The sequence below is a fragment of the Sphingomonas sanguinis NBRC 13937 genome, assembly GCF_001591005.1.
GTDB lineage: Bacteria > Pseudomonadota > Alphaproteobacteria > Sphingomonadales > Sphingomonadaceae > Sphingomonas > Sphingomonas sanguinis.
In genome coordinates this window covers 1-18,699 of record NZ_BCTY01000056.1, presented here as the reverse complement: position 1 = coordinate 18,699, position 18,699 = coordinate 1, and the positions used below count along the sequence as shown (strand labels likewise).

Sequence of the window (18,699 nt, the reverse complement as noted above, 5' to 3'; positions counted from 1 at the left end):
GGGAGTCTCACCGAGACCATCACCCGTGGCTGGCCCTCCCCCATCCCCTCCCGCCTGCGGGAGGGGCGTGCCAAGCTTCGAGGGAAGGGCCTCAACCAGACCCGGTCCTTCTCGCGTCAGTCCTGCTTCAACGTCGCCATGTCGATGACGAAGCGATACTTCACATCGCTCTTCTGCATCCGGTCATAGGCGGTGTTCACCTCGTCCATCGCGATCATCTCGATATCGGCGGTCAGGCCATGCTGGTGACAGAAGTCGAGCATCTCCTGCGTCTCGGCGATGCCGCCGATCAGCGAACCGGCCAGCGAGCGGCGGCGGAAAACCAAATTGCCGACCGAGGGCGAGGGGTGCGGCGAATCCGGCACGCCGACCAGCGTCATCGTCCCATCGCGCTTCAGCAGCATCAGGAACGCGTCGAGGTTGTGCGGCGCCGCGACGGTGTTCAGGATGAAGTCGAAGCTGTTGGCATGTTCCGCCATCTGCGCCTCGTCCTTCGACACGATCAGGTCCTTGGCACCCAGTCGCTTGGCATCCTCGGCCTTGTTCGGCGAGGTCGAGAAGACATAGACCTCGGCACCCATCGCGGCGGCGATCTTCACACCCATATGACCCAGGCCGCCGAGACCGACGATGCCGACCTTCTGGCCCGGCCCGACCTTCCAATGGCGCAGCGGCGAATAGGTGGTGATGCCCGCGCACAGCAGCGGCGCGACGGCGGCGAGATCGGCGGCGTCATGGTTGATCTTCAGGACGAAGCCTTCCTTGACCACGATATGGTCGGAATAGCCGCCGAAGGTGTGGCCGCCCAGCACGGGATCGGGGCCATTATAGGTGCCGACGAAACCGGTCGTCTCGCAATATTGCTCTTCGCCGTCATGGCAGGACGGGCAATGGCCGCAGCTGTCGACCATGCAGCCGACGCCGACCAGATCGCCGACCTGATACTTGGTGACGTCGCCACCGACCGCGGTCACGCGGCCGACGATCTCATGTCCCGGCACGCATGGATATTGGGTGCCGGCCCACTCGCCGCGTGCGGTGTGCAGGTCGGAGTGGCAGACGCCGCAATAGAGGATGTCGATGGCGACATCGTCGCCCTTCGGATCGCGACGCTCGAACGAGAAGGGCGCGAGCGGGGTCTCGGCCGACTGGGCGGCATAACCCTTGGCGGGAGTGGGCATGGAAGCTCCTTTGGGAAATCTGGGACGCGACCGAACGATCGCGGCGTTCATATGGGTCCCATGGAGTCGTGCGCCAGAGCTTTCCCCCGGCTAGTTTTTCCGATTGGCGCTGATCGGCAAATTGCCGGAAATCAATATGTTATATTGTAACGCACTGCCGAGGCCGAGAATGGCCCGTTCCCGGAGCCATCCTGTCCGACCTATCCCAGAAAGCCCTGATTCCAGGTCGAGGCGTCATAATTGCCGATATTGGGCAGCACGGTGCGCAGGCCACTCGAGTCGATGCCGAACCAGCTCGCCAGCGTCGCGGCATATTGGTCGACCGCCATGGTGGGCAGCAGGCGACCTTGGCCGACATCGTCGTTGGTGCCGTTGCCGACCGTCGGCGCCTTGCCATAGAAACGCTGGCCCCGCACCGCGCCGCCGACGACGAAGTGCATGCCGCCCCAGCCATGGTCCGAGCCGTCGTCGTTCGACTGCAGCGTCCGGCCGAAGTCGGAGGCGGTGAAGCTGGTCACCTGATTGGCGACGCCCATCGCGGCGGTGGTATCGTAGAAGGCCTTCAGCGCCGACGACACCTTGGCGAGCAGGCCGGGATGCTGGGCGACCAGATTGTCGTGCAGGTCGAACCCGCCCATCGACACGAAGAACACCTGGCGCTTCAGCCCCAGCGTCTGGCTCACCGAGATCATGCGCGCGACCATCTTCAACTGGTCGGCCAGCGAATTGCCCGTGGGGAAGAGCGGGAAATTGGCGGCGGGTGCCCCGGCCAGCGCGCTGCTGAGCTGGGCCTGGACGTCGAGCGCGCGCTTGGAGATGCGGGCATATTCGCTGCCCATCTCCGAACCGCCTTCGGTGGTCATCAGGCGGCGCAGCGTGTCGAGCGCCCCCGACGAGCCATAGAGCGTCCGGCTGTTATTGAGCAACGCGACCGGCCCGCCGGTGCCGACCGCATATTGGATTGCGCTCCGCCCGGTCAGATAGACGGCATTGCCGCTGGTGTTGATGCAGGTCAGCGCGGCGGCCCCGTTGCCGCTCTGGAACACGTCGCCGATCCGCCCGCCCCAGCCGCTCGTCGCACCTTCGGGGTTGGACGCCTGGAAGAAGCTTTGCTGGTCGTTGTGGCTGAACAGCTTGGGCGGCAGCTTGACAGTGTTGCGGGTGAACTGCGTCTTGGTCGTCGGCTCGACCAGCGTGCCGACGTTCAGCGCGACCGCCATCTTGCCCGCCGCGAACAGCTGGTTCATCTCGGGCATGGAGGGCGACAGCGCGTAGACACGGCCCCCCGGCAGCGCGACCGCCGGGTTCAGGACCGACCCCGCCAGTGCCGACCGCTGATACCCGATATTGGCGCGCGCGGCGGTATAGGCGGCGAAGCTGCTCTCGTCATAGGGGACGAGCGTGTTGGCATAGTCGTTGCCGCCATAGAGGAACACGCAGACCAGCGCCTTGTAATCCGAGGCGGTGGCGGCGGCCGCCTCGCCGATCGCGGCCAGGCTGGTGACGAACGGGGTCGCGGTGCCGGCCAGGCCGAGCAGCGCGCTGCGCTTGAGGAAAGCGCGGCGGGACTGGTCTTGGGTCATGCTCATCACCGCAGGGTCAGATAGTCGGGGGAGGCCATGGTCAGCAGAATCGCGATGCCGACCCGGTTGACGGGGCCATTGGTCGCGGTGGCCGACACGCTGTCGACGGCATCGCGGATCGCGGCCAGGGTCGTAGTCGACAATTGCCCGGCGGCGAGCACCAGATTGACCTCGTCGACCAGTCCTTGCGTGTCGGCGGCCTTGGTCAGGATCGCGCTGTAATCGGCCTTCACGTCGCCGATGCCGTTCGCGATCACGCCGTACATGAAGTTCACATAGCCGACGACGCTCTGTTCGTTGGCGATCTGGAACTCGGGCGCGACCAGGCCGCTGCTCGCCAGGGTGGTGCCGGGCGGGGTGTAGCCGGGGCGGTAGAAGTTGAAGACCGAGGGACTGTGCCCCTTGGCCTGGCCCAGCCGGGTCGCGGCGTTGGAGGTGTCGCCGATCGCCCAGGCGTTCGAGGGCGAGCTGGCGGCAAAGGCGCGCGCCCAGCCGGTCAGCCGGAGCACCGGCTCGCGCAGCTTGCCCGCCGTGGCGGTGGTCGGCACGCTGCGCGCCTCGCTGTCGAGAAGGATGGCGCGGATCACCGCTTTCATGTCGCCGCGTACGCCCTGGCCATTGTCGGCGAACTTGGTCGCGACGCGGGTGACATAGGCGGGCGACGGGTTGCTGGTCACCAGCCGCTGGATTAGCTGCTTCGATATGAAGGGCGGCACGTTGGGATGGGCGAAGATCGTGTCCAGCGCGGTCTTGACCGCGGCCATGCCACCACCGCTGACCGTGGTGCCCAGAAAGCTCGACGCGCCGGTTTCGTTGATCCCGGCATTCATCACCAGCGGCATGCGATAGCGGGCGGGTGTGGAGCTGTCCGACGTCGCGGGGGACAGGCCGGTGAACACGCGCGCCAGCCCCGACACATCGGCCTGGCCATAGGTTTCGATCGGCTGGCTGCCATTCATCTTGGGCGAGCCGTCCATGTTGAGCTGATAGAGGCCCAGCGTGAACAGCTGCATCAGCTCGCGCGCGTAATTCTCGTCGGGCTGGGCACCGGTGGTCGCATTGGCCTTCCGGTTGTTGAGGAAGGTCAGATAGGAGCCCATGGCGAAGCTGGTCGTGATCGCGCCCAGGATATCGCGGTAATTGCCGAACGCATTGTCGAGCAGGGTGTCGACATAGGCCGCGATGCTGAACGCGCGCCACGCATCGCCGATACCGTCGATGCCGACGACCAGGATGTCGAGCAACGCCATGCCGACCCGCTGGCGCAACTGGTCGGGCTCGACGATCATCTGCCGCCAGAGCGTGGGGTCTAGCCCCGCCACGATGTTGCGATTGGCGGCGGCGTCATAGCCATTGGCGACCAGCCAGTCCCAATGGCTGGTGGCGCGCGGCAGCGCGAACTGGTCGGTCAGCCATCCGTCATAACCGCGCGAGACGACCGCATCCATCGTGCTGCGGGTCGCGCCCATGGTCGCCTGGGCCAGGAAGCGGCTCGCTTCGGTGGCGGTGGGCGGCGGGGTGACGACGACGACCGGCGTGGAGGAGCCCGCCGTGCTCGCGGTGCCGCCACCGGCGCTCGCGGTCCCGCCCGAGCCGCCATCGCCACAGGCGGCCAGCGCCACCAGCGGCAGGACCGACCCGCCGACCGTCAGCAGCCGGTGAGCCGATTCTCTCGCGTCGGACTGCTTGTCGGTGACCAGCGCAAACGTAGCCTCTTCGGTGGTCGCCATCACTGGCTCCGCCGGAAATTCCCGCCCCATCATGGATTCATACCCGCTACTGCCGCCTACTCGGCGGCCGGGGCTCAGGATGCGGCCTGTGTGGCTAACGAAATATGAAGAACCTCTACGGTTCGTCGCAGAGGAGCGGCGATCCGACGGAAAGTTTTCGGTCATTACAAAAGCGTAACGAAAAGGGCCCCGAAACCGCTGTTTCGAGGCCCGTTCTCAGGTGTTTGAGGTCGATCAGTCGATGCGCGGCAGCGTCTCGAACTGGTGATAGGGCGGCGGGCTGGACAGCGTCCATTCGAGCGTCGTCGCGCCCTCGCCCCAGGGATTGTCCCCGGCGGGCTTGCCCGCGATCAGCGACCAGACCAGGTTGATGAAGAAGAAGCCCATGCCGACCGCCATGATCTCGTAACCATGGGTCGCGACGCGGTTCCACATCTCGAAGGCGTCCGGGTAATCCGGGTAGCGGCGCGGCATGCCCTGCAGGCCCAGGAAGTGCATCGGGAAGAACAACAGGTTCACGCCCACGAAGAACACCCAGAAATGCAGCTGGCCGAGCAGCTCGCTATACATCTTCCCCGACATTTTGGGGAACCAGTAATAGAAACCCGCGAACAGCGCGAACACCGCGCCCAGCGACAGGACATAGTGGAAGTGCGCCACGACATAATAGGTGTCGTGCATGTAATCGTCGATGCCGCCGTTCGCGAGCACGACGCCGGTCACGCCGCCGACCGTGAACATGAAGATGAAGCCGATCGCCCAGACCATCGGCGTCTTGAAGGTCAGCGAGCCCCCCCACATGGTCGCGATCCAGGAGAAGATCTTGATGCCGGTGGGCACCGCGATGATCATCGTCGCCGCGGTGAAATACATCTTGGTGTTCACCGAGAGGCCGGTGGCGAACATGTGGTGCGCCCACACGACGAAGCCGACCACGCCGATCGCGACCATGGCATAGGCCATGCCCAGATAGCCGAAGACGGGCTTGCGGCTGAAGGTCGCGATGATCTGGCTGACGATGCCGAAGCCCGGCAGGATCATGATATACACTTCGGGATGGCCGAAGAACCAGAACAGATGCTGGTACAGGATCGGGTCGCCGCCCCCGGCGGGGTCGAAGAAGGTCGTGCCGAAGTTGCGATCGGTCAGCAACATGGTGATCGCGGCGGCCAGCACCGGCAGCGACAGCAGCAGCAGGAAGGCGGTGACCAGCACCGACCAGACGAACAGCGGCATCTTGTGCAGCGTCATGCCCGGCGCGCGCATGTTGAAGATGGTGGTGATGAAGTTGATCGCGCCCAGGATCGACGAGGCACCCGCCAGGTGGAGCGCCAGGATCGCCATGTCCACCGATGGTCCGGGCTCGCCGAAGGTCGATAGCGGCGCGTACGCCGTCCAGCCCACGCCCGCGCCCGACCCGAAGAAGGGCGAGGCCAGCAGCAGCGTGAAGGCTGGGATCAGCAGCCAGAAGGACACGTTGTTCATGCGCGGGAACGCCATGTCGGGCGCGCCGATCATGATCGGCACGAACCAGTTGCCGAACCCGCCGATCATGGCGGGCATGACCATGAAGAACACCATGATCAGGCCGTGCGCGGTGATGAGCACGTTCCACAGGTGCAGCGACTGGTCGAGGCTCTGCGCCCCGCCGTGCAGCATTCCTGCCCAGATACCCAGATACTGGATACCCGGCTCGCGCAGCTCGGCGCGCATCAGGCCGGAGATGCCGCCGCCGATGATGCCTGCAACGATCGCGAAGATCAGATAGAGGGTGCCGATATCCTTGTGGTTGGTCGACAGGAACCAGCGCGCGAAGAAGCCGGGCTTGTGATCGGCCCCATGGTCGTCGCTGTGGTGCGCGTGGTGGTGATCGTCATGACCGACGAAAGCCGATCCGGGGTGAAGTGCGGTGTCGGTCATGGCTTATTGTCCAGCGTTGCCGGGGCCGGCCGGATTGCCGGTGGCGCCCTGTGCGGAGGTGGAGGACTGGGCAGGCGTCGCGGCATTGTCCGCCGGACCGGTCACCGCCTCGGCCGCATTCGCCTGGGTGGCTTCGGCGGCCGAACCCTCGGCACCGGGCTGCGGGATGACGGCGGCGGACGGCGTGGCCGCGCCGGGCATCTTGCCGCCCTTGGCCGCGATCCAGGCGGCGAACTGGGCCGGGCTGACCGCCTGCACCGCGATCGGCATGAAGCCGTGGCGCGCGCCGCACAGTTCGGAGCACTGACCGAAATACAGGCCCGGCTTCTCGATGGTGAAGCTCGTCTCGTTCAACCGGCCGGGCACCGCGTCCAGCTTCATCCAGAAGGCCGGGATCGCCCAGCTATGGATGACGTCGTTCGAGGTGGTGATCAGGCGGATCGGCACGCCGACGGGCAGGACGATGCGATTGTCCACCGCCAGCAGGCGCGGACCGTCGACATCGGTGCGCGCGCGCTCACCGGGCGACACCTGATCCTTTTCCTTCAGCATGTTGGCGGTGATCTCGATCCCGCCATGGTCGGGGTATTGATAGGTCCAATACCATTGGTTGCCGATCGCCTTCAGCGTGACAGCCCCGGCGGGCGCGGGCTTGAACTGCGCCTGGAGCAGCCCGATCGAGGGGATGGCGATCAGGACGAGGACCACGACCGGACCCAGTGTCCACAACACCTCGATGAAGGTGTTGTGGCTGGTCTTCGACGGCACCGGATTGGCGGCGCGGCGGAAGCGGAAGACGACCCAGGCAAGGAGCAGCAGGACGAGGACGCAGATCGCGGTGATGACCGGCAGCAGGACGTCGTTGTGCATCCAGTGCGCGAATTCGCCGTTCTTCGTCACCTGCGGCTGAAGCCCGATCCGGCCGTCGATCGGCAGGCCGACCTTCGGATCGATGGCGATGGCGGGCGCACCGTCCTGCGCCAGCAGCGGGCTGGTCGGTGCGGCGGTGGTGGGAGCAGCGGCAGTGGTCGGCGCGGTGTTCGCGGCCCCCGCGGGAGCAGCGGCAGCTTGCGGGGCGGCCCCGGCCGGGGCGGCGGCGGGTTTCGCGAATGCGGCCCCCGACAGTGCGGCACAGCCCAGCCCGGCGGCGATCGCCAGCGCCTTCATCCGTGACGGCATCCTCATCCTCCGGGGTCCGGACATGCGCTTGACCTCGCTCATCCCGCTTTCGTCTCCCATCTCCCTCACCGGTCCGCCGGTCGTCCGACGGTCTTTGGGCGGGGCATCCTGTCGTTTTTGTTAGGTCGACTATAGCACGGGACCGCGCCCCCTCAACCCATAGTGTCACATGCCAGATTGCACGGGCGCGAGGGCGATCCTATGAGGCCGGGTCATCTGATCGATGCCGGAGTTGCCCCATGACCGATGAAGACGTCCTCGCCGAGTTCCGCGCTGCCGAGGCGTTGCTCGAAGGGCATTTCATCCTCTCGTCGGGCCTGCGCAGCCCGCGTTACCTGCAATGCGCGCGCGTCCTGATGGACCCGGCCCGCGCCGCCCGGCTGTGCGAGGCGGTCGCCGCTAAGATCCCGGCCGACATCCGTGCGCAGGTCAGCGCCGTCGTCGCCCCGGCCATGGGCGGCGTGATCGTCGGCCACGAAATGGCGCGTGCGCTGGGCGTGCCGGGCATGTTCCTGGAACGGCCCGAGGGAACCTTCCACCTGCGCCGCGGCTTCCGCCTGGAGCCGGGGCAGAAGGTGCTGATGATGGAAGACGTGGTCACGACCGGCCTGTCGAGCCGCGAGGCGATCGCCGCCATCGCGCGTGAAGGGGGCGAGACGATCGCCGCCGCTTCGCTGGTCGACCGCTCGAACGGGGCGGCCGATCTGGGCGTGCCCTTCTTCCCGCTGATCCGCCTCGACGTGCCGAGCTACAGCCCCGACGCACTTCCCCCCGAACTGGCGGCGATCCCTGCGATCAAGCCGGGGAGCCGGGCGGCGGCATGACCGAGCACCTACGCCTGGGCGTCAATATCGATCATGTCGCGACCGTGCGGAACGCGCGCGGCGCGGGCTATCCCGATCCGGTCCAGGCGGCGCTGGTCGCGGCAGAGGCGGGGGCGGACGGCATCACCGCGCATCTGCGTGAGGATCGGCGGCACATCACCGATGCCGATATCGCCCGGCTGTCGGCGGAACTGACCGTGCCGCTGAACCTGGAAATGGCGGCGACCGAGGAAATGCTGGCCATCGCGCTGAAGCATCGCCCGCACGCCGCCTGCATCGTCCCCGAAAAGCGTGAGGAGCGCACGACTGAGGGCGGTCTCGATGCCGCCGGGCAGCGGGGGTGGCTGGCGCCGATGGTCGTGAAGCTGGGCGAGGCGGGTATTCGCGTCTCGCTGTTCATCGAACCCGATCCCCGCCAGATCGAGGCGGCGCTGCATCTGGGCGTGCCGGTGGTCGAACTGCACACCGGCCGTTATGCCGAGCTGGACGGCGAGGCGCGCGCGCAAGAGCTGCGCCGCCTGTCGGACGCGGCGGCGCTGGCGGCCAAGAACGGGATCGAGGTTCATGCCGGACACGGCCTGACCTATGACAATGTCGCGCCCATCGCCGCGATCCCGCAGGTGCGGGAATTGAACATCGGGCATTTCCTGATCGCGGGTGCGGTGTTCGTCGGCCTGCCCGAGGTCGTGCGCAAGATGCGCGCCGCGATGGATATTGCGCGTTGAGAGGCTTCGCCTATTCCTCCCCTGCAAGGGGAGGGGGACCACGGCGAAGCCGTGGTGGAGGGGTGTCCCCGCTGGCCGTGACACCCCTCCGTCAGTCCTGCGGACTGACACCTCCCCTGCAAGGGGAGGAAAGAGTGTGATCATCGGTCTCGGCTCCGACCTCTGCAACATCGAGCGCATCCAGGCCGCGCTGGATCGGCATGGCGGCCGTTTCGAGGCGCGCTGTTTCACCGACATCGAGCAGGCCAAGGCCGCCAAACGCCCCTTCACCCGCGCGGGGACCTACGCCAAGCGCTTCGCCGCCAAGGAGGCCTTTTCCAAGGCGGTCGGCACCGGTTTTGCGCAGGGCGTGTTCATGCGCGACATCGGAGTCGTGAACCTTCCCGGCGGTGCGCCCACGCTGTCTTTGACGGGTGGCGCGCGCGAACGGCTTGACGCGATGACCCCGGCGGGCCACGTCGCGCATATTCACTTGACCATGACCGACGATCACCCCTGGGCCCAGGCCTTTGTCGTGATCGAGGCACGACCGGAAGTTTCCGCATGAAGGACGCGGTGTTGGACACGAACCAGGGCTCGGCCCCCGCTCAACCGGGGAGCGATCAGCCGGTCAACGCCGCGCCGCCGCCCCCGACGCCAGCGGCCAAGAAGAAGGGCACCGATTGGTGGTCCGAGATCAAGGGGCTGTTCTGGCTGCTCCTGATCGTGCTGGGCTTCCACAGCTTCATCGCCAAGCCTTTCTACATCCCGTCCGAATCGATGCTGCCGGGCTTGCGCGTCGGCGACCGGCTGGTGGTGTCGAAATTCGCCTATGGCTGGTCTTATGTCTCGCCGACCATTCCCAACCCGGTAGCGATCTTCAAGTCGTTGGTGCTGCGCCAGCATGAGGACAGCTGGAGCTATCAGCTGCCCTTCATCCATGGCCGGTTGTTCGGGTCGCTGCCGACACGCGGCGATGTCGTGATCGTGACCCCGCCGGGCACGCATAACGACTATATCAAACGGGTGATCGGCCTGCCCGGCGATACGCTGGCGGTGCGCGACGGCACGGTGATCCTGAACGGCAAGCCGGTGCAGCGCGGGCCGCTCCATTACATCGACATCCCCATCGATACGAACAGCCCGTGCACCGATTATGGCGATCAGGCGCGCGTCCGCACGGCGAACGGCCAGTGGGTCTGCCACCTGCCGATCGTGACCGAGACGCTGCCGAACGGCCGCCGTTACGACACGGTCGAAATGGGCTGGAGCCCGGGCGACAATTATCCGGCGATCACCATCCCGGCCGATCACGTCTTCCTGATGGGCGACAATCGCGACCGTTCGGCCGACAGCCGCTTCTCGCTGGCCGAGCTGGGGCTGGGTGGACCGGTGCCCTATGAGAATATCGGCGGTCGTGCCGAGTTCGTGACCTTCAGCCTGGACGGCGATACGACGCTCAACCCGGTAACCTGGTGGACGTCGCTGCGGTCGGGCCGAGCGGGTCTGTCGCTGCATCCGACCACGGTCAAGACCGGCCACGGCGCCGCGCAATGAGCGATCCGGTCCCGCTGACCGACCGCCCGGCGCCGATCGAGTTCCGGGAAGGCTTTGTCCGGCGGGAGCTGACACGCGCGGCGATCTGGCTGGGGCTGATCGCGGCCATGGCGGTGGCGGTGCTGCTGGTGCAGCCGCTGCTGGTGATCTTCGCCGGGCTGGTCTTTGCCACCCTGCTCGACGGTGGCGTCCGGCTGCTCGGCCGGGTGTTGCCGATCGGGCGGGGCTGGCGGCTGCTGATCGTCGTGCTGGCGGTGACGGCGTTCCTGCTCGGCACCTTCTACCTGACCGGCGTCGAGATGACGCAGCAGGTGACCGAGCTTCGTTCCACGCTGGAGACGCAGGCGGGCAAGGTCACCGGCTGGCTGTCGTCGCAGGGGCTGATGCCCGGTACGTCGGACATCAACGGCCTGTTGAAGCAGTCGGTGGGATCGATCGGCAAGCTGACCTCGTGGGTCGGCACCGCCGTGGGCGCGGTCACGACGATGTTCATGATCCTGATCATCGGCCTGTTCCTGGCGATGGACCCCGAAGGCTATGCGCGCGGGTTGCAATGGTTTGTGCCACGTGCCGCGCGCGCCGAATTCGCGATCACGCAAGGCCGCGTCATGTTCACGCTGCGCCGCCTGCTCGCCGGGCGTCTGCTGGGCATGGCGGTGGAGGGGGTGCTGACCGGCATCGCGCTGATGATCGGCGGCGTGCCGATGGCGCTGCTGCTGGGCATCATCGCAGGCATCCTGGCCTTCATTCCCAATATCGGGGCGATCGTCACCGGCACACTGATGATCGCGGTGGGCTTTTCGGCGGGGCAGGATGCGGGCTTCTGGGCGGTCGGCACCTATCTGATCGTGCAGACCTTCGACGGGTATGTCGTGGTGCCGATGGTCGCCAAGCGCACCGTCGACCTGCCGCCCGCGCTGACCCTGTCGACCCAGATCATGGCGAGCGCGCTGTTTGGCATATTGGGCCTGGCGCTGGCCGACCCGATGACCGCGATGGCGAAAACCGCGCTACAGCGCCGGTCGGAGCGCGAGGCGGAACAGGACAAGGGCACGGGCCGCGCCGAGGCCGATATCTAAGACCGATCATCATTCCTCCCCTGCAAGGGGAGGGGAACCATCCGTAGGATGGTGGAGGGGTGTCACCGGTGGCGATCGTTGACCAGCCTCTTCCAACGGGACACCCCTCCGTCAGGCCTTCGGCCTGCCACCTCCCCTTGCAGGGGAGGAGTAGGATGATTGTCTATCGGCCTGGTGAGCCCCGGTCGCTCTACCCGATCAGTGCGGGTTCCAGCGGCCCCGTCTCGCCGCCCGTCGCGCCCAACGCCCGGCGGTTCCGTGCGGCAACGATCGAATCGAACAGTGCCAGATAGCGCTCGGGCGAGTCCTGTCCCGGCTGCGGCACGGGATCGGGGCGGGCCGTGACCGGAGCCAGCCAATGGTTCAGCGCCGCCGCCAGCGCCCGCACATCCTCGCGCGGCACGATGCTGCCCAGCGAGGGGTCGGATACGATCTCATGCACCGCCGGGCTCGAATCGGTGGTGACGACCGGCGTGCCGACCGCCAGCGCCTCGCGCAGCACGCCCGGCACGCCCTCATAGTCCGACGACAGCGCCACCACCGGCGCGGCGGCCATGGCGGCGGGGGCGTTGGCGCTATGCCCGGGCAGCGAGACGCGGTGCGACAGGCCGAGGATTTCGATCTGCGCGGTCAGGGCGGGGCGCAGGCTGCCCTCGCCCAATATGGTCAGGCCGACATCCTCGGGCAGATGAGTCATCGCGGTGATCAACCGGTCCCAGCGCTTCTGCGGCTCCAGTCGCCCGACGCCCAGGATGCGGCGGTCGGCCGACACCGGCCGGGGCACGGGCGTGCCGGGCAACACGGTCGGCGGGTTGGGGATGACCGCGACCGACAGGCCGGTGGCACTCCCCGCCTCGCGCGCGGTGGCCGGGGTCATCGCGACCAGCGCGTCGAGGAAATGGCGATGCCCGGCCAGCCATTGCCGCTGGCCCCAGGCGATCAGCGCCGCCTGGTCGCCGCGCTGGACCGCGTTGGACATTTTGGCGACGATCGGCGGACAAGCCCCGCCCAGGCGAGCCCGCATCCAGGCGGCCATGGCGGTATAATGATTGCCCGGGCAGAACACGATGTCGGGCCGCACCCGATCGACCAGGCCGGGCAGGACGGTGCACAGCCGGCCATAGCGCTGATGGCCCAGCACCACCGTCTCGACCCCGCGCGGCACGGCGTCCTGGAACTGGCCATCCTCATCCCCCAGGATCAGCGTGACCCGCCGCCCCCGGTCGAGCCAGCCCGGCAGCATCCGCCCCAGCGCCGCTTCCACGCCGCCACGCATCGCCAGGGCATAGGTCAGGATGTGATCGGCGGGCATGGGCTCCGAAAGGCTCACAGGGGATATGCCCGAAGCGCTAATCGCCGCTTGTCGCGCAATTATGTCAGTTTCAGCCCTAAGGTGGACACAATCGCACGACAGAGGATGAATTCTTATTCAGGTGCGAGAAAGCAGTGTTGAGGTTAGCGGGCGCCACCGGCGTACGCCGCCGAGGAATCTCCCTAACGTGCAGAATGAACGAGATGATCCCATGACCCCGCAACAGGTCCTGCCCGCCGGGTCCGGCGGTCCGGTGGCCCGTGACATGGCCGCGCTGGAGCCGTTGAAGACGGTCAAGAGCCGCTGGCCCGCCATTATCGGCGGCGTGCTGACGCTCGCCATGGTCGTCGGGCTGGGGCACGAACTGCTCGGGCGCGGCCTGGTCGGGCTCAGCCATTCGGTGCCGACCAATCCGCTCTTCTATGTTGTCTTTTTCGGCCTCTACATGGCGCTGCCGATCGGCGACTACATCATCTTTCGCCGTTTGTGGGGCATTCCGTTCAGCGGCATGGCCGCGCTGATCCGCAAGCGGATCGCGAACGAAGTGGCGTTCAGCTATTCGGGCGAGGCCTATTTCTACGCCTGGGCCCGCGCCAACGCGAAGATGGTCGCGGCACCCTTCGGCGCGGTGAAGGATGTCGGCATTCTGTCCGCCATCGCGGGCAATGCCATCACCCTGCTGATGATCGGCCTGGCCCTGCCGGTCGGGCGTGAACTGCTGACGCCGGAGCAGCTGCACCTCGTCTGGGGATCGATCGCGATCGTCATGGCGACCTCGCTGCCCTTCCTGATCTTCTCGCGGAGGGTCTTCTCGCTCGACCGCAAGACGCTGTGGTGGATCTTCATGGTCCATTGCGTCCGCCTGATCGCCAACTCCCTGCTCGTGGCGCTCGCCTGGCATTACGGGATGCCGAGCGTGTCGCTGGGCATGTGGTTGTTCCTGTCGGCGGCGCGGTTGCTCGTCTCGCGTCTGCCGCTGGTGCCCAACAAGGACCTTCTTTTCGCCAATTTCGCGATCCTGTTGATCGGGCAGGATCAGGAACTGAGCGAACTCATCGCGTTCACCGCGGCGCTGACCCTGCTGGTCCATGTCGTGTTGATCGCCGGGTTCGGCGTGACGGCATTGGTTCGGAAGGTACGCGCATGATTCGCGTGATGAAGATGATGGCGGTGGCGGTGATCGCGTTAGCGGCGATGCCACAGGCGGCGGGCGCGCAGATCCTGGGCAGCGACGCAGCCGCCTGTGCGGGTGGCGGTGGACCGGCGATCCTGGCGCGGATCGAAGGGCTCAAGGACCGCAAGGGCAACCTCAAGCTGGAACTCTATCCGGCGAACGAGGAGGATTTCCTCCAGGACGATGGCGTGCTGGTCCGCGCGGGCAAGACCTTCCGCCGCGTCCAGGTGCCGACCCCGGCCAGCGGTGCGCGGGTCGAGATGTGCATCCGCGTGCCGCATCCCGGCCGCTATGCGCTGCTCTTCACCCATGACCGCGACGGCAAGAACAAGTTCAACTTCTGGAGCGACGGCGCGGGCTTCCCGGCCAATACGAAGCTCGGCCGCCGCAAGCCGCCGCTCGCCTCCGCGCTGATCGACGTGCCCAACGGCGTGGCGACGACGACGATCCGGGCCCAATATCTGCGGGGGCTGGGCGGCTTCGGCCCGGTAGAGTAAGGAACGGGCGATGCGCATCGTCGACGTCAACGAGTTCTACTCCCCCACGGGCGGGGGCGTGCGGACCTATATCGACCGCAAGATGTCGATTCTGGCCGAGATGGGGCATGAGCTGATCGTGCTGGCCCCCGGCACCGAAGACGTGGTCGAGGAGCGCCCCGGCGGCGGCAAGATCATCTATATCAAGGCGCCGCGCCTGATCCTGGACACCAATTACGGCATGTTCTGGGACGGCGCGCCCGTCTGTCGCCTGCTCGACGAGCTGGACCCCGATATCGTGGAGGTCTCCTCGCCCGCCAAGCCCGCCTGGTTCGTCGCCAGCTGGCAGGGGCGCGCGAAGAAGGTCTTCTTCATGCACAACGACAATGTCGGCACCTATCCGGTCCGCTGGCTCGACGGCCTGGTCGCGCAGGAGCGGGTTGAGGACTGGTTCAGCTGGTACAGCCGCTACATGAACCGCTTCCTCGACCATTACGACCTGGTGCTGTCCAACGGCCCGGCGCTGGTCAAGCGCTTGGGCAAGCGCGGCGTGCGGGTGGACGAGGGCATTCCGCTGGGCATCGAGCGGCATTTCTTCTCGCCCGACCATCGCGACGAGCGGTTGCGTGCGGCGCTGCTGGCGCAGTGTGCGCTGCCGGAGGACGCGCATCTGCTGCTGGGGCTGGGGCGGCATCACCCTGAAAAGCGCTGGCCGATGGTCATCGATGCGGTCGAGCGCGTGGCCTCGACCCGGCCGGTCGGCCTGATCCTGATCGGCGGCGGCGTCGCCAGCCGGACGCTGGAAAAGCGGATCGCGGGCAGCCCGCATATCCGCCTGTTCCGCCCGGTCTATGACCGCCCGCGCCTCGCCCGGATCATGGCGAGTTGCGACGCGCTGGTGCATGGCTGCGAGACCGAGACATTCGGACTGGTCGCCTCCGAGGCGCTGGCCTCTGGCCTGCCGCTGGTCGTCCCCGATTATGGCGGGTGCGCCGAGGTGGCGAGCCCGCTGTTCGCCGAGACCTTCCGCGCGCGCGACGGCGCGGCCTGCGCCGAGGCGATCGAGCGGCTGCTGTCGCGCGACCAGCGTGTGCTGCGCAGCGCCGCGCGCGTGGCGGCGGGCAAGGTGTTCAGCGACCGCGACCATGCCGAGGCGCTGATCGCGCGCTATCAGCTATTGCTCGACCAGGGCGAGCCGTTGCAGGCCGTCGCCTAAGCCGCGACGGAGCTTTCGCACTGCTCGCGAGTCTGCCATCATGACAAAAATGTCATGGGAGATGGTGGATGAGTGGTGGCTTCGCAGTCGTGATCGGCATCATGCTGGCGTCCTCAGGCGTCGCACAGGCGGCCGACCGTCCCCCGATCGAAAGCTGGGGCAAGCCCGGCATCGCCTTCGACCAGTATCGCGCCGACTCGGTCGAATGCGCGAAGATCGGCTATTTTCGTGACGTCTCTCAGGACGAACCGGCCAAGCGGTTCATCCGAGGGTTCGAGACGGCGGATCGCCTAATGAATTTCCCCAGCCCCGCCGATAGCGGCGATGACTGGATGCTGTCGGTGCGTCGCATGCAGCCGGATCGGCAAAAGCGACTGCTACAGGCGATTCAGGTCGGCGATGTCGAACGATGCCTGACCGGCAAGGGCTATCGCAAGTTCACGCTGACCGCAGGAGAGGCGAAGACACTTGCCAGCTACCCGCGCGGTTCGGAGGCGCGGCATCGCTACCTCTACACGCTGGCGGCACGCTGATTCAGGCGGCGAGCAGGTCCGCGTAGCGTGATGGCATGTGGGTCTTCGCCAACCGTGCATAGGTCTTGTCGATGCTGGCGAGCAGCGCGGGCACGCCATTGTCGCCCGGATGCACCGCCACGCGCGCGACCGGGGTCGGGCGCAGGCCGTGACGCAGCACGGCGGCGGCGGCGAGCGAACTCAACTGCCGCCCGCGCGACCGGCTGGCCCAGGTGACGACGGGGCCGCGTGCGATGATCTTGCCGTTGGTCGGTGTCCAGACGCGGAAATGATCCTCCGCCAGCCCGAAACCCGCATCGCCCAAGGCCAGACGTGCCTCATCCGAATAGAGCCAGGCGGGGGCGATGAAGCCGGTCGCGCGGCGGCCGATGATATCCTCGATCAGCGCGGTGCCGCGCTGCATCCGGCGGAGCGCCTCGGCGCGGTCCAAGCCGACGAATTCGCCTTCGCCCGCGGTCATGTGCTTGGCCTTCAGCGCGGTCTTCTGGTCGGTGTGGACCATATCGTCCTTGTGCGACCAGCCATGGACGAACATCTCGATCCCCATGTCCGCCCAGTTGCGCAGGCGTGTGGCAAATGGGGTGCCGGGCGCGATCGGCGCGCTGTTCCAATGGTCGGGGATGACCAGCATGGCGAGGCGCGGACCGCCGAGATGCCCCGACAGCCGGTCATACAGCGCGTCGACCGCTCCCTCGAACCGGGGGGACACGTCATGGATCGAGGCGAGAAGGCGTTTCATCGCGTGGATTTATAGACGCTGATCGTCTCATTGCCCATCGGCAGTTTCGCCGCCAGCCGATAGCCGTCCGCCATCGCCGCCAGCACGCGCGCATGCGCCTCGGGCCGCTCGCCATTATAGGGCGGGCGCATCACCACGACGGCGGGGCGTTGCGAGAGAATGCGAGCGGTCTCGCTATCCTGGTCGACGCCGGTCGCCCCGGCTTCGCGCGCGCGGCTGAGATGCGCAGGGACAATCCAGCGCGACAGGGTGCAACGCTGGGTCGCGACATAAAGCATGGTGCTGCCCGAATAGACGTAGAGGCAACCCGGCCCCTTGCCGACCGCCTGGGACAGGGCGGCGAACTCGGTCGCGTCGCCGCGCTCGTGGCGCAAGGACAGCAGCACGATCTGCCCTGCCAGCGCCACGGTCAGCAGCAGGGCAGGGGTCTGGCGCCGCCGCCAGTCCTCTCGCCCCAGCATGGCCGCCGCCGCCGTACAGGCGGGCAGCAGGATCGGCAGGCCATAATGATCGAACCACGGCCGGAACAGGAGCACGCCGGTCATCGCGGCGCCCAGCCAGACGGTCAGGAAGGCCCGCTCGCGATCGCGTTCCGCTCGCTTCAGTCCTAGCCCCGCCAGCGTAACGATAGGCGAGAGGATCAGGATCATCTGCCCCAGATTGCCCGCCAGTTCGCCGATCGGATCGGGGTTGCGATGAAAGATCGACAGGAAATTGGCGTAGAGAAACGCATCCCACTGCCCGATCGCGGCATAGACTCCCGCCGCCAGCGCGGTCGGGGCCAGCGATGCCGTGACCAGCGCCGCGCCATAGAGGATCAGTGCGACCACCGACCGGCTCCGCCGCCATTCGGCAACCATCAGCCAGAGGCCGAACACCATCCCCTCGAACACCGCCGAATATTTGATCTGGAGGACAAGGCCGACCAGCGCCATCGCCGCAAGGCCCAGGCTGCGCCTGCCCCGCCTGTCCGACTCGAGGATCGCCCAGGCCGCGCCCATCATCAGCAGATTGTAGAAGACCGGCGCCTGTCCCCCCTGTCCGCCGAGCAGGTCCAGCCACAGGATATAGGCGATCCCCGCCGCCGTCGCGCCCGCGCCCCAGCCGAGCCGCTCGGCCATGCGCGCGATCAGCCATCCGGTCGCGACGACGCTGGTGAGTGCCATGGCCTGATAGGCCCAAATGCCCGCCGGAAAGCCGAAGGCGGCGGGAATGGCATAGAGCAGGAACAGCCCGACCGGCTTGCGATCCCACACATCGACGAACGGCCATGCGCCCTGCCACATCGAATGGCCGGTGAAGAAGTAGAACTCCTCATCCACATGCACCACCGGGTTGCCGAAAGTCAGCGCACGGGCGAGAATCGCGACGGCGAACAGGATCAGGAGGCGGTGGGTGCCAGAATGGTTCGTCAAAGGCTTTGGCGAGATCGACATTCGGAAGGGTCCAGAACATTCCTCCCCTGGAAGGGGAGGTGGCGCGCGCAGCGCGT

General features: G+C 66.9%; 17 protein-coding genes. 9 read left to right on the top strand and 8 right to left on the bottom strand.

What is annotated here, in order from left to right:
* Positions 1–116: 116 nt before the first annotated feature.
* From SSA01S_RS16515 to coxB, 5 genes are all read right to left on the bottom strand, one after another.
* Positions 117–1,181 carry an NAD(P)-dependent alcohol dehydrogenase gene (locus SSA01S_RS16515; protein ID WP_061781257.1) on the bottom strand — a complete coding sequence of 355 codons (1,065 nt, stop codon included), beginning with the start codon at positions 1,179–1,181 and terminating at the stop codon, positions 117–119.
* Between the two features lie 200 nt (positions 1,182–1,381).
* Entirely contained in the window at positions 1,382–2,770 is a 1,389-nt protein-coding gene (locus SSA01S_RS16510) for a DUF1501 domain-containing protein (RefSeq protein ID WP_061781256.1), read from the bottom strand.
* Complete coding sequence (locus SSA01S_RS16505) at positions 2,770–4,494, bottom strand: DUF1800 domain-containing protein (protein WP_240954481.1); 1,725 nt, start codon at positions 4,492–4,494, stop codon at positions 2,770–2,772. Before SSA01S_RS16505 ends, SSA01S_RS16510 begins: the two co-directional genes overlap by 1 nt.
* A gap of 234 nt (positions 4,495–4,728) precedes the next feature.
* Positions 4,729–6,414, bottom strand: a complete 1,686-nt coding sequence (gene ctaD / locus SSA01S_RS16500; protein ID WP_061781254.1) for a cytochrome c oxidase subunit I — start codon at positions 6,412–6,414, stop codon at positions 4,729–4,731.
* Between the two features lie 3 nt (positions 6,415–6,417).
* Positions 6,418–7,593: a cytochrome c oxidase subunit II gene (coxB, locus tag SSA01S_RS16495; protein ID WP_419836543.1), complete on the bottom strand. Its 1,176-nt coding sequence runs from the start codon at positions 7,591–7,593 to the stop codon at positions 6,418–6,420.
* A gap of 239 nt (positions 7,594–7,832) precedes the next feature.
* Between coxB and pyrE the strand changes: the two genes are divergently transcribed.
* The 5 genes from pyrE to SSA01S_RS16470 all read left to right on the top strand — a co-directional run bounded on the left by pyrE (position 7,833) and on the right by SSA01S_RS16470 (position 11,757).
* On the top strand, positions 7,833–8,417 hold the full coding sequence (pyrE, locus tag SSA01S_RS16490) for an orotate phosphoribosyltransferase (RefSeq protein ID WP_061781252.1): 585 nt from the start codon (positions 7,833–7,835) through the stop codon (positions 8,415–8,417).
* A complete protein-coding gene (locus SSA01S_RS16485; protein WP_061781251.1) occupies positions 8,414–9,142 on the top strand; it encodes a pyridoxine 5'-phosphate synthase in 729 nt (242 codons plus the stop codon). The genes pyrE and SSA01S_RS16485 overlap by 4 nt, the downstream gene beginning before the upstream one ends.
* A gap of 136 nt (positions 9,143–9,278) precedes the next feature.
* Complete coding sequence (gene acpS, locus SSA01S_RS16480; protein ID WP_058734879.1) at positions 9,279–9,689, top strand: holo-ACP synthase; 411 nt, start codon at positions 9,279–9,281, stop codon at positions 9,687–9,689.
* A complete protein-coding gene (gene lepB, locus SSA01S_RS16475) occupies positions 9,686–10,678 on the top strand; it encodes a signal peptidase I (protein WP_061781250.1) in 993 nt (330 codons plus the stop codon). Before acpS ends, lepB begins: the two co-directional genes overlap by 4 nt.
* A complete protein-coding gene (locus tag SSA01S_RS16470) occupies positions 10,675–11,757 on the top strand; it encodes an AI-2E family transporter (RefSeq protein WP_061781249.1) in 1,083 nt (360 codons plus the stop codon). The genes lepB and SSA01S_RS16470 overlap by 4 nt, the downstream gene beginning before the upstream one ends.
* A 190-nt stretch (positions 11,758–11,947) precedes the next feature.
* Here the strand turns inward: SSA01S_RS16470 and SSA01S_RS16465 are convergent, their stop codons facing one another.
* Positions 11,948–13,069 carry a glycosyltransferase gene (locus SSA01S_RS16465; RefSeq protein WP_061781248.1) on the bottom strand — a complete coding sequence of 374 codons (1,122 nt, stop codon included), beginning with the start codon at positions 13,067–13,069 and terminating at the stop codon, positions 11,948–11,950.
* A 211-nt stretch (positions 13,070–13,280) separates the two neighbouring features.
* Here SSA01S_RS16465 and SSA01S_RS16460 point away from each other — a divergent pair, with 211 nt between their 5' ends.
* From SSA01S_RS16460 to SSA01S_RS16445, 4 genes are all read left to right on the top strand, one after another.
* A complete protein-coding gene (locus tag SSA01S_RS16460) occupies positions 13,281–14,216 on the top strand; it encodes a hypothetical protein (RefSeq protein WP_061781247.1) in 936 nt (311 codons plus the stop codon).
* Positions 14,213–14,740, top strand: coding sequence for a DUF2141 domain-containing protein (locus SSA01S_RS16455; RefSeq protein ID WP_061781246.1), 528 nt, complete (start codon positions 14,213–14,215; stop codon positions 14,738–14,740). Before SSA01S_RS16460 ends, SSA01S_RS16455 begins: the two co-directional genes overlap by 4 nt.
* Positions 14,741–14,750: 10 nt before the next feature.
* Positions 14,751–15,935, top strand: a complete 1,185-nt coding sequence (locus tag SSA01S_RS16450) for a glycosyltransferase (protein ID WP_061781245.1) — start codon at positions 14,751–14,753, stop codon at positions 15,933–15,935.
* Positions 15,936–16,003: 68 nt separating this feature from the next.
* Positions 16,004–16,468 (top strand): hypothetical protein, encoded by a 465-nt coding sequence (locus SSA01S_RS16445; protein WP_061781244.1) that lies wholly within the window; start codon positions 16,004–16,006, stop codon positions 16,466–16,468.
* Position 16,469: 1 nt separating this feature from the next.
* On the opposite strand, the gene SSA01S_RS16440 is transcribed toward SSA01S_RS16445, so the two are convergent.
* Both SSA01S_RS16440 and SSA01S_RS16435 read right to left on the bottom strand, forming a co-directional pair.
* Positions 16,470–17,207 (bottom strand): polysaccharide deacetylase family protein, encoded by a 738-nt coding sequence (locus SSA01S_RS16440; RefSeq protein ID WP_061781243.1) that lies wholly within the window; start codon positions 17,205–17,207, stop codon positions 16,470–16,472.
* Positions 17,204–18,622: an ArnT family glycosyltransferase gene (locus SSA01S_RS16435; protein ID WP_244885699.1), complete on the bottom strand. Its 1,419-nt coding sequence runs from the start codon at positions 18,620–18,622 to the stop codon at positions 17,204–17,206. The genes SSA01S_RS16440 and SSA01S_RS16435 overlap by 4 nt, the downstream gene beginning before the upstream one ends.
* Between the last annotated feature and the right edge of the window lie 77 nt (positions 18,623–18,699).

Excerpts from the sequence above, each read along its gene's own strand:
- SSA01S_RS16515 (WP_061781257.1), bottom strand. The coding sequence starts at position 1,181 with ATGCCCACTCCCGCCAAGGGTTATGCCGCCCAGTCGGCCGAGACCCCG.
- SSA01S_RS16510 (WP_061781256.1), bottom strand. The coding sequence starts at position 2,770 with ATGAGCATGACCCAAGACCAGTCCCGCCGCGCTTTCCTCAAGCGCAGC.
- SSA01S_RS16505 (WP_240954481.1), bottom strand. The coding sequence starts at position 4,494 with ATGGCGACCACCGAAGAGGCTACGTTTGCGCTGGTCACCGACAAGCAG.
- ctaD (WP_061781254.1), bottom strand. The coding sequence starts at position 6,414 with ATGACCGACACCGCACTTCACCCCGGATCGGCTTTCGTCGGTCATGAC.
- coxB (WP_419836543.1), bottom strand. The coding sequence starts at position 7,593 with ATGCCGTCACGGATGAAGGCGCTGGCGATCGCCGCCGGGCTGGGCTGT.
- pyrE (WP_061781252.1), top strand. The coding sequence starts at position 7,833 with ATGACCGATGAAGACGTCCTCGCCGAGTTCCGCGCTGCCGAGGCGTTG.
- SSA01S_RS16485 (WP_061781251.1), top strand. The coding sequence starts at position 8,414 with ATGACCGAGCACCTACGCCTGGGCGTCAATATCGATCATGTCGCGACC.
- lepB (WP_061781250.1), top strand. The coding sequence starts at position 9,686 with ATGAAGGACGCGGTGTTGGACACGAACCAGGGCTCGGCCCCCGCTCAA.
- SSA01S_RS16470 (WP_061781249.1), top strand. The coding sequence starts at position 10,675 with ATGAGCGATCCGGTCCCGCTGACCGACCGCCCGGCGCCGATCGAGTTC.
- SSA01S_RS16465 (WP_061781248.1), bottom strand. The coding sequence starts at position 13,069 with ATGCCCGCCGATCACATCCTGACCTATGCCCTGGCGATGCGTGGCGGC.
- SSA01S_RS16460 (WP_061781247.1), top strand. The coding sequence starts at position 13,281 with ATGACCCCGCAACAGGTCCTGCCCGCCGGGTCCGGCGGTCCGGTGGCC.
- SSA01S_RS16455 (WP_061781246.1), top strand. The coding sequence starts at position 14,213 with ATGATTCGCGTGATGAAGATGATGGCGGTGGCGGTGATCGCGTTAGCG.
- SSA01S_RS16450 (WP_061781245.1), top strand. The coding sequence starts at position 14,751 with ATGCGCATCGTCGACGTCAACGAGTTCTACTCCCCCACGGGCGGGGGC.
- SSA01S_RS16445 (WP_061781244.1), top strand. The coding sequence starts at position 16,004 with ATGAGTGGTGGCTTCGCAGTCGTGATCGGCATCATGCTGGCGTCCTCA.
- SSA01S_RS16440 (WP_061781243.1), bottom strand. The coding sequence starts at position 17,207 with ATGAAACGCCTTCTCGCCTCGATCCATGACGTGTCCCCCCGGTTCGAG.